Annotated in this window: 9 protein-coding genes; 6 read left to right on the top strand and 3 right to left on the bottom strand. The window is 35.7% G+C overall.

Going from position 1 to position 8,704, the window contains the following annotated elements; translation table 11 throughout:
- Positions 1 to 56: 56 nt before the first annotated feature.
- Both ABWO41_RS12460 and ABWO41_RS12455 read right to left on the bottom strand, forming a co-directional pair.
- On the bottom strand, positions 57 to 929 hold the full coding sequence (locus ABWO41_RS12460; RefSeq protein WP_353138335.1) for a mechanosensitive ion channel family protein: 873 nt from the start codon (positions 927 to 929) through the stop codon (positions 57 to 59).
- Between the two features lie 49 nt (positions 930 to 978).
- Positions 979 to 1,716, bottom strand: coding sequence for an IclR family transcriptional regulator (locus ABWO41_RS12455; protein WP_353138332.1), 738 nt, complete (start codon positions 1,714 to 1,716; stop codon positions 979 to 981).
- A gap of 114 nt (positions 1,717 to 1,830) precedes the next feature.
- On the opposite strand from ABWO41_RS12455, the gene ABWO41_RS12450 reads away from it, so the two are divergent.
- The 6 genes from ABWO41_RS12450 (at position 1,831) to ABWO41_RS12425 (ending at position 8,291) form a co-directional block, all read left to right on the top strand.
- Positions 1,831 to 3,480 (top strand): UxaA family hydrolase, encoded by a 1,650-nt coding sequence (locus ABWO41_RS12450; protein WP_353138329.1) that lies wholly within the window; start codon positions 1,831 to 1,833, stop codon positions 3,478 to 3,480.
- 89 nt (positions 3,481 to 3,569) lie between these two features.
- Positions 3,570 to 4,334: an SDR family NAD(P)-dependent oxidoreductase gene (locus tag ABWO41_RS12445; RefSeq protein ID WP_353138326.1), complete on the top strand. Its 765-nt coding sequence runs from the start codon at positions 3,570 to 3,572 to the stop codon at positions 4,332 to 4,334.
- A gap of 146 nt (positions 4,335 to 4,480) precedes the next feature.
- Complete coding sequence (locus ABWO41_RS12440; RefSeq protein WP_353138323.1) at positions 4,481 to 5,338, top strand: fumarylacetoacetate hydrolase family protein; 858 nt, start codon at positions 4,481 to 4,483, stop codon at positions 5,336 to 5,338.
- An 81-nt stretch (positions 5,339 to 5,419) separates the two neighbouring features.
- Complete coding sequence (locus tag ABWO41_RS12435) at positions 5,420 to 6,244, top strand: amidohydrolase family protein (RefSeq protein ID WP_353138320.1); 825 nt, start codon at positions 5,420 to 5,422, stop codon at positions 6,242 to 6,244.
- A gap of 10 nt (positions 6,245 to 6,254) precedes the next feature.
- On the top strand, positions 6,255 to 7,265 hold the full coding sequence (locus ABWO41_RS12430; RefSeq protein WP_353138316.1) for an aldo/keto reductase: 1,011 nt from the start codon (positions 6,255 to 6,257) through the stop codon (positions 7,263 to 7,265).
- Positions 7,266 to 7,277: 12 nt separating this feature from the next.
- Positions 7,278 to 8,291, top strand: coding sequence for a zinc-binding alcohol dehydrogenase family protein (locus ABWO41_RS12425; RefSeq protein WP_353138313.1), 1,014 nt, complete (start codon positions 7,278 to 7,280; stop codon positions 8,289 to 8,291).
- A gap of 184 nt (positions 8,292 to 8,475) precedes the next feature.
- Here ABWO41_RS12425 and ABWO41_RS12420 read toward each other — a convergent pair.
- Positions 8,476 to 8,704: dihydrofolate reductase family protein (locus ABWO41_RS12420; protein ID WP_353138310.1), on the bottom strand; the 229-nt coding region annotated here is incomplete at its 5' end.

Here is an 8,704-nt window from a genome sequence, read left to right as displayed (position 1 = left end):
AAAACTAACTAACTAACTAACTAACTAACTAACTAACTAACTAACTAACTAACTAACTATTGCCCAACAATTTGCAATATTTTAGTATACAATAGTCTCCTTAATTGCTTTTCCCTTACTTTATCGTAATGTTTAAGAATCAATTGCACCTTAAAATGCACCAGATCTTTTTTAATAAATATAGTTTTTACAGAAAATCCTTCGTCTAGAACAAAGCCCTTATAATCTCCTAATACGGACTCCAATTCCCTTTCTACAAATTCTGCTGTAAATTTTTTCGCAACATCTACCTCAAACTCAACTGTCAGCTTTTTTATATTTTGCTTAGACTGGTTAATAATAATAGAATTAAAAATAACAGAATTGGGTATCACTACCATATCGTTATCCTCATTTTGTAAAATTACATTGAGTAAGGTAATATCTACTATCTTCCCTTCTTCATTACCTATTTTAATATGATCTCCTAAAGAAAGTTTATCTGCAAACATAATAATCAACCCGTTTATCATGTTTGCAATATATTCTTTACTCAACAAAGCAATAGCAGCAGCAACAATGGTTATACTTGTTAAGAATTTAATGGGATTTATTCCCAAAAGATACATAAATGCAATAACTATAAATACAGTATTCAGTACAGAAACAATTTGATTAATCCCTAATATAAAATTGTCTTTTACCCTATTCTTAAGTTTATTCTTACTGATATATATGCTTATTATAAAATAGCGAATGATAGAAATAGATAAACTGGCACTTAAAAAGATCATTACAGAATAAGCAATCTTAGCCAGAATAGGAATACTTCTGTATAATAAAGGAGGATGATAACTATAATAGATCAATACGACACAAAAAACTAACTTTAATATAATTATTAAAATTTCCTTAAATGTGCTTCTTTCTTCTTCCTTTAATTTCGACATATTTTACATTAATTTTTACTAAGTTACAACACGTTTATCAAGAATGGGTTTATAATTTCAATAATTCGGTTATCCTTTGAGCTGTTTTAAGCCCCAAATCAGTAAATAGATTTCTAAGCTTATCAGAATATCTGAAAGCCGGTACATATATACTTAAAGCAGCAATCGCTTTATCATTAAAAAAGATGGGGGCAGCAAAGCCGATAACCTGAACACTGTCTTCTATTAGCGCATACCCAAGACTTCTGATTTTTTCAATTTCTACATAAAATAGTTGTTCATCCGCTATTTCCGGCCACACATTCTTATCAGGTAAACCATAAGTATTTATATATGCTTTAAGCTCGTCGTTTGTTTTCATCGCTAATAGCAAACGCCCTGTAGAAGTATCGTAAGCATTTTTTGCATCGGGTGTTTGGGCTTGAATTTGTTGTGATGAATCTCTTTTAACAATCACTTTTCTTAAATCATTCTCCAATATGGCAACAGAAGTATTTTCATTTAGTCTGGCAGTCAGTTTTTCCAACTCCATCTTAGATACTGCTATAAGTTTTTCATAATGAATATGTTTAAATAGAATATTGTTCCATTGTTGTCCTAAACAATAAGCTTTTTGATTTTGTGTTTTAACTATGTAGCCCCTTTGTGTTAATGTTTTAACAATATTAGCACAGGTACTGGGCTGTATGCCTATTGTATTAGCTATTTCGCCTAGTGTTCTCGGCGTTTGAGGTTCCCTTGCTAAAAACTCTAAAATATCTAAAGCTCGCTGAATAACTTGGATCATTTTATAAATTGGAAATTTGGATATGATGTAAAAATCGATAAATTTGTTCAATATAGAAAAATAAAATTCAATAATATTGAATTTTATTTTTCTATCATAATTAAATACCTAACCATGGCTCAAAAGCAGTATATACAAATTGACGAACGCGACAACGTTCTTGTAGCGCTTCAGGATTTACCAAAGGGTCTAAACATTACATGGAAAGACTTGTCTTTCGCATTAAAAGATGATGTCCCTGCTAAGCATAAATTTTTTATAGAAAACCTCGACACAGAACAGGAAGTAATCATGTACGGGGTCTTAGTTGGGAAAACCCTTCATCCGGTTTCTATTGGAAATAGAATGACTACAGAAAATCTACACCATGCTGCCGAACCTTATTTTTATAGAGAGGTGGATTATAAATGGACTGCTCCTGATGTTTCCAAATTCAGAGAGAAAACTTTTAATGGCTACCATAGAAGTAATGGTGATGTAGGTACAGCAAATTATTGGTTATTTATTCCTACGGTTTTCTGTGAAAACAGGAATATGGATACCATTAAAGAAGCGCTTTACAACAATTTAGGTTACTCTGTTACAGACAAATACAAAGATTATACTGCAGAAATCCTGGAAGCCTATCAGAATGGAGAAGATATTTCTTCTATTGACATTTCACTAGCTAATCCTGGGTATCAAAAGAGCAGAAGAGTATTTAAAAATGTTGATGGCATTAAATTCCTGAACCATCAGGGTGGTTGTGGTGGTACCAGACAAGATTCCGAAGTATTAAGCAATCTATTAGCAGCTTATGCAAATCATCCAAACGTTGGCGGCATCACCATCTTGAGTTTAGGTTGTCAGCATCTGCAGGCCAATGATTTGGTAGCGACTATCAAAAGCAAATCTCCTCATTTTGATAAGCCAATTTTAGTTTTTGAACAGCAGAAAACACAAAGCGAGGAATTTTTAATTGCCGAGGCTATAAAGCAAACTTTTCGGCACTTAATAGAAATCAATAAAATTGAACGCAAACCTGCACCACTTTCTAAACTTTCTGTGGGCGTAAAATGTGGCGGTAGCGACGGATTTAGTGGTATTTCAGCCAACCCTGCAGTTGGTTTCACAGCAGATTTATTAGTTTCTTTAGGCGCGAAGGTTCTGCTGGCAGAATTCCCCGAATTATGCGGTGCAGAACAAAACATGATAGATCGTTGTGAAAACGAAGAAATCGCAAGAAAATTCATCCATTTAATGCAATCTTATGATGCCCAGGCTCATGCAGTGGGGTCTGGTTTTTTCATGAATCCTTCGCCCGGCAATATTAAAGACGGCTTAATTACCGATGCTATAAAAAGTACAGGTGCAGCAAAAAAAGGCGGAACTTCTCCGGTAGTAGATGTTTTAGATTATACAGAACCAGCCATAAAGCCCGGTTTAAATTTAGTGTGTACACCAGGGAATGACGTTGAAGCAACTACAGGAAAAGCTGCAAGTGGGGCAACACTTATATTGTTTACAACTGGTTTAGGTACTCCTACGGGAAATCCAATCTGTCCGGTAATTAAAGTTGCCACAAACACCCAACTCGCTACCAGAATGGCTGATATCATTGATATTGATACCGGTGCAATCATCAGAGGAGAAAAAACAATACAAGAAGTTGGCGAAGAGATTTTAGAATTCTGTATTAAAGTCGCGAGCGGCGAAATTGTACCAAAGGCTGTGCAACTAAATCAGGATGATTTCATTCCATGGAAAAGGGGTGTAAGCCTTTAAGAGATTGTAAATGACAAAAACAAGAACCGAGATCTAAGAAAGATTCAGGTTTTTTGACACTAAATATTTGATAAATAAAAACAAAAGACATGTTTTCATTAAAAGAGAAGTCTGCAATAATTACTGGTGGCGGAAGTGGTATAGGTAAAGCCATTGCAGAAAATTTTGCAAAATCCGGTGCTACAGTACATATTATAGATCTAAGCTTAGAGCAGGCAGAAAACACCAAAACGGTGATTGAAGGTTTTGGCGGCAATGCATTAGTTTATTCTGCGGATGTAAGCAATCAAGGTGAAATAAAAGCTATTGTTAATGAGATCGACAAAGTAGATATTTTGGTGAACTGCGCAGGAATTGCTCATGTTGGCAATGCAGTTAATACATCTGAAGAAGATTTAGATAGAGTTTATCGCGTAAATGTAAAAGGTACTTACAACTGTTTACATGAAGTTTTGCCAAAATTTATGACTCAAAATAGCGGGGTAATCTTAAACATTGCTTCTATCGCCGCATGGGTTGGTCTTAGCGACAGATTTGCTTACTCTATGAGTAAAGGTGCTGTTTTTGCTATGACATTAAGCGTAGCAAAAGATTATTTACAGCATAATATCAGGTGTAATTCTATTTCCCCGGCCAGAGTGCACACTCCTTTTGTTGACGGCTTTATAGCTAAAAACTATCCGGGAAAAGAAAAGGAAATGTTTGATGCACTTTCTAAAACTCAACCTATTGGAAGAATGGGCACCACAGAAGAAATTGCCAACCTGGCCTTATATTTATGTTCAGATGAAGCAAGCTTTATTACAGGAAATGACTACCCTATTGACGGTGGATTCATAAAACTGAACAGCTAGGAACATAGAAATAAATAAAACAAAACAAGAAAAACACAAAATAAACTCATAATATTATAAATAGCAGCACTTTCCAATTTCCTCTTTCGTTCCAAAGCGATTCCTTTAGAGGATAAGGATTAGGTGAGGCAAAAACTTAAAACGACATGAAACTAATTAGATTCGGAGAAGCTGGTAAAGAAAAAACCGGAGTAATTATTAACGATATTAAATACGATACATCTGCATTCGGCGAAGATTACAACGAGGTTTTCTTTGAAAATGACGGATTAAACAGACTAAACAAATTTGTTGAAGAAAACACTGGAAAATTACCTGTTATAGATGACAATGTAAGATTGGGCGCTCCTTTTGCGAGACCATCTAAAATAGTTTGTATTGGTTTAAACTATGCAAAACACGCTAAAGAAACCAATGCTCCTATTCCTGCAGAACCTATTATATTCTTTAAATCTACCACTGCGTTAATAGGACCTAATGACGATGTTGTTATTCCTAAAAACTCTGTTAAAACAGATTGGGAAGTAGAATTAGCTTTTGTTATCGGTAAAAAAGCGAGTTATGTAAGTAAAGAAGAAGCTATGGATTATGTTGCCGGCTACTGCTTACATAACGACATTAGTGAAAGGGAGTTCCAGTTAGAACGTGGTGGTACCTGGGATAAAGGAAAAGGCTGCGATACCTTCGCTCCTATTGGACCGTGGTTAGCTACCAAAGACGAAATAGAAAATCCGCATAATTTGCGTCTATGGCTAAAATTAAACGGAAAGACTCTGCAAGATGGAAATACAGATGATTTCATATTTGATATTCCTACTGTGCTATCCTACGTTAGTCAGTTTATGACACTTTTACCCGGTGATGTGATTTCTACCGGCACACCACATGGTGTTGGTTTAGGTTTTATTCCTCCGGTTTATTTAAAACCTGGAGACGTAATGGAATTGGGTATTGATGGTTTAGGAACATCAAGACAAGAGGTAAAAGCGTTTTTCGGAAAATAATGTACTGCAACCATAAGGGACGCAAAGTATATCAAATCAATTTTTGAACTTTCTGTCCTTTATAGTTTAAAAATATAAACTATGAGAATAGATTCGCATCAGCATTTTTGGCAATACGAGCCAATTAAACATAATTGGATAGACGATGAAATGGCTAATATTCGTAAAGATTTTCTTCCGGAAGATCTTGCCCCTATTCTTAAAGTAAACGAAGTGGATGCTTGCGTTGCTGTACAAGCAGACCAGACAGAGGACGAAACCAACTTTCTGATTGGCTTAGCCAGAAAATACAGTTTCATCAAAGGTATTGTTGGATGGGTAGATCTGAGGGCTCACAATATTGAAGAGCGTTTGGCTCATTTTAAACAAGAGCCTGTTGTTAAAGGTTTCAGACATGTGCTACAAGGCGAAGAGCCTTCATTTATGCTACAGCCTGGCTTCAAAAATGGAATATCTCAACTTAAAAGCTTCAATTTCACTTACGATTTGCTCCTGTTTCCACAACACCTGAAAGCAGCTATCGAATTAGTAAAGGAAAATCCCGATCAAGCCTTTGTGATAGACCATATCTCAAAACCATACATAAAAAAAGGAATTATAGAGGGATGGAAACAAGATATTCAATTCATTTCACAATTCCCTAATGTTTATGTAAAAGTTAGCGGGATGGTTACAGAAGCTGATTATAAGAATTGGCAAAAAGAAGATTTCACGCCGTATTTAGACATAATCACCGAGGCTTTCGGTACTGATAGAATTATGTTTGGAAGTGACTGGCCGGTATGTCTCGTAGCAGCCGCATATTCAGAAATGCAATCGATACCAAAAGAATACTACGCTACGTTTACTTTGTTAGAACAGGAAAATATTTTTGGATTGAACGCTCAACGATTTTACAACTTATAAACCTTTATTTATGCCATCAAAAGACATACAAAATATACCCCCGGTGATTTTTGGAACCAGTGGTTTGGGCAATATATACGAAGCGCTTCCCTATGAAAGGAAACTTGCAATTGTTGAAGAGTGTATTAAGCACAGTCCGGGTATACCCGTTTTCGACAGTGCCGGAAAATATGGTGCGGGTTTATCTTTGGAAGTATTAGGACAATGTCTGGCAGATTTAAATGTTAATCCCGACAGGGTTGTTATTAACAATAAACTGGGTTGGTACCAGATCGAATTAACAACGCCAGAACCGACCTTTGAAAAAGGAATCTGGATTGATATGAAAAATGATGCTGTTCAGAAGATAAGTTATCAGGGCATTATTGATTGTTTCGAACAGGGTAATGAGTTATTGGGAAAATACAATTCAGACATGGTTTCGGTACATGACCCAGACGAATATCTGGCAGCAGCCAAAGATGAAATAGATGCAAAAAAACGTTATCAGGACATTTTAGATGCATACAGAGCATTAGGAGATCTGAAACGCCAGGGAAAAGCTAAATCTATAGGCATTGGTTCCAAAGACTGGACAGTTATCAAACGTATTGCGCAGGATATTGAACTCGATTGGGTAATGATTGCCAACAGCTTAACTGTGCATTCGCACCCTAAAGAATTAATAGAATTTATAAACGAGTTAAGCAATAAAGGAATTACAGTTATCAATTCAGCAGTTTTCAATGGAGGCTTTCTGATTGGCAGTAATTTTTATAATTATGTTGAAGTTAATCCCCAAACAGAAAGAGGCAGAGAATTGTTGAACTGGAGAGATCAATTCTATGAAATATGTAAAAAGTTCGGGATCACCCCAGCGGAAGCCTGTTTCAATTTTGGTTTCAATATCAAAGGCGTCTCTTCTGTAGCCTTAAGCACTACTAAACCAGACAAAGTAAAAGGTAATATAGAAATGGCTACTAAACAAATCCCTCAGGAATTTTGGAATGCAATGAGGGAAAAAAATCTCATTCAAATTTAAACAAGAAATCACATGAAAACACTTGTGTGTACAACACCAGGAACTTTCGAATATCAAGACGCAGAAACTCCTCAACTCTCCGCTGGAGAAAGTATTCTTAAAATAAAAAGAGTGGGCATTTGTGGAACAGATTTACACGCATTCACTGGCACTCAGCCTTTTTTCAATTATCCAAGAAGATTGGGGCATGAATTGGCTGCAGAAATTATAGAGACAGATGATAAAAGTTTCGGTAAAGGTGAAGCCGTTACCATTATACCGTACTTTTACTGCGGCAAATGCATTGCATGTAGAAATGGAAAAGAGAACTGCTGCACTTCTATAAATGTTTGTGGAGTGCACATAGATGGTGCTATGGCAGAATATATTTCTGTACCAACTTATTCTCTTGTACATGGAGAAGGTTTAAGCTTTGAAGAATTGGCCTTAGTAGAGCCATTAGCTATTGGTGCTCACGGCGTTAGAAGAGCCGGTGTAAGTAAAGACGAATTCGTTCTGGTTTTAGGTGCCGGACCTATAGGTTTGGGAATTATGGAGTTTGCCAGAATTGCCGGAGGTAAAGTAATTGCTCTGGATATTAATGATGACAGATTGAATTTCTGTAAAGAGAAATTAGATATAGAATATACCATTAACCCAACGAAAGAAAACGTTACAGAGGTTTTACAACAAATCACTAATAATGATATGCCAACAGTCATTATTGATGCTACTGGAAATCAGAAGGCCATTAACGGTGCCTTTCAATATCTGGCACACGGCGGACGTTACGTTTTGGTTGGTTTGCAAAAGGGTGAAATATCTTTCATTCATCCCGAATTTCACAAAAGAGAGTCAACATTAATGAGCAGCAGAAACGCCAATCGTGTTGATTTTGAACATGTGATAGATTCGATGAAAAAAGGATTGGTGAAACCGACGACTTATATTACGCATACTGTAGGTTTCGATGAAGTTAAAGATGAATTTGAAAGTTGGTTGGATCCTAAAAATGGCGTTATTAAAGCCATGATCAATTTTGATTAAAATTAAGAAACTAATAATAGAGGAAGCCGGTTTAAACCGGCTTTTTTATTGAACATACTGTTATTACTTAGGTCTCTCCCCTCATCTTTTGACAAAGGATTTTTATGCGAGCTGACTGATAATTACTATGCTTTGCGTAATATATGGATTAGGGCTTATATACGTTTTCTATATCAACAATATACTACTCATTGTTTTTAATGTAATGCAATTGTGTCAATCCTGTTTCAAATGTTTTTGCTGTTACAAGTTTAAGTATTTGCTCAGGTCTTCCGTCTTTAAAAAGTCTCGTTCCATTGCCTAATAAAATCGGTACAACCGAAATTATAAACTCGTCTATTAAATTGTGCTTTAATAATTCATTTATTACTTCTGCACCACCGTCACAATAAATATTCTTTCCATTTTCAGAT

This window comes from Pseudopedobacter sp., from assembly GCF_040392825.1.
Taxonomy (GTDB): domain Bacteria; phylum Bacteroidota; class Bacteroidia; order Sphingobacteriales; family Sphingobacteriaceae; genus Pseudopedobacter.
This window is presented reverse-complemented; position numbering and strand designations above follow the sequence as displayed.

Excerpts from the sequence above, each read along its gene's own strand:
- ABWO41_RS12460 (WP_353138335.1), bottom strand. The coding sequence starts at position 929 with ATGTCGAAATTAAAGGAAGAAGAAAGAAGCACATTTAAGGAAATTTTA.
- ABWO41_RS12455 (WP_353138332.1), bottom strand. The coding sequence starts at position 1,716 with ATGATCCAAGTTATTCAGCGAGCTTTAGATATTTTAGAGTTTTTAGCA.
- ABWO41_RS12450 (WP_353138329.1), top strand. The coding sequence starts at position 1,831 with ATGGCTCAAAAGCAGTATATACAAATTGACGAACGCGACAACGTTCTT.
- ABWO41_RS12445 (WP_353138326.1), top strand. The coding sequence starts at position 3,570 with ATGTTTTCATTAAAAGAGAAGTCTGCAATAATTACTGGTGGCGGAAGT.
- ABWO41_RS12440 (WP_353138323.1), top strand. The coding sequence starts at position 4,481 with ATGAAACTAATTAGATTCGGAGAAGCTGGTAAAGAAAAAACCGGAGTA.
- ABWO41_RS12435 (WP_353138320.1), top strand. The coding sequence starts at position 5,420 with ATGAGAATAGATTCGCATCAGCATTTTTGGCAATACGAGCCAATTAAA.
- ABWO41_RS12430 (WP_353138316.1), top strand. The coding sequence starts at position 6,255 with ATGCCATCAAAAGACATACAAAATATACCCCCGGTGATTTTTGGAACC.
- ABWO41_RS12425 (WP_353138313.1), top strand. The coding sequence starts at position 7,278 with ATGAAAACACTTGTGTGTACAACACCAGGAACTTTCGAATATCAAGAC.